The sequence below is a fragment of the Streptomyces hazeniae genome (assembly GCF_031845485.1).
Lineage (GTDB): Bacteria > Actinomycetota > Actinomycetes > Streptomycetales > Streptomycetaceae > Streptomyces > Streptomyces hazeniae.
The window spans coordinates 1-255 of sequence record NZ_JAVREQ010000270.1; the positions used below are offsets into that span (position 1 = coordinate 1).

The following is a 255-nucleotide window of genomic DNA, read 5'->3' on the forward strand; positions in this document are numbered from 1 at the left end:
GCACAGCAAGCTTGCTTGCTGTGTCGTGACTGCGTGCCTTTTGAAGAATGAGCCTGCGAGTTTGCGGCATGTTGCGAGGTTAACCCGTGTGGGGGAGCCGTAGCGAAAGCGAGTCCGAAGAGGGCGATCTGAGTAGCGTGTTCAAGACCCGAAGCGGAGTGATCTAGCCATGGGCAGGGTGAAGCGGAGGTAAGACTTCGTGGAGGCCCGAACCCACCAGGGTTGAAAACCTGGGGGATGACCTGTGGTTAGGGG

General features: G+C 58.4%; 1 rRNA gene. It reads left to right on the forward strand.

From position 1 onward, the window contains the following. Positions 1-2: 2 nt before the first annotated feature. Positions 3-255, forward strand: a 23S ribosomal RNA gene (locus RM572_RS29655); the annotation flags it as partial.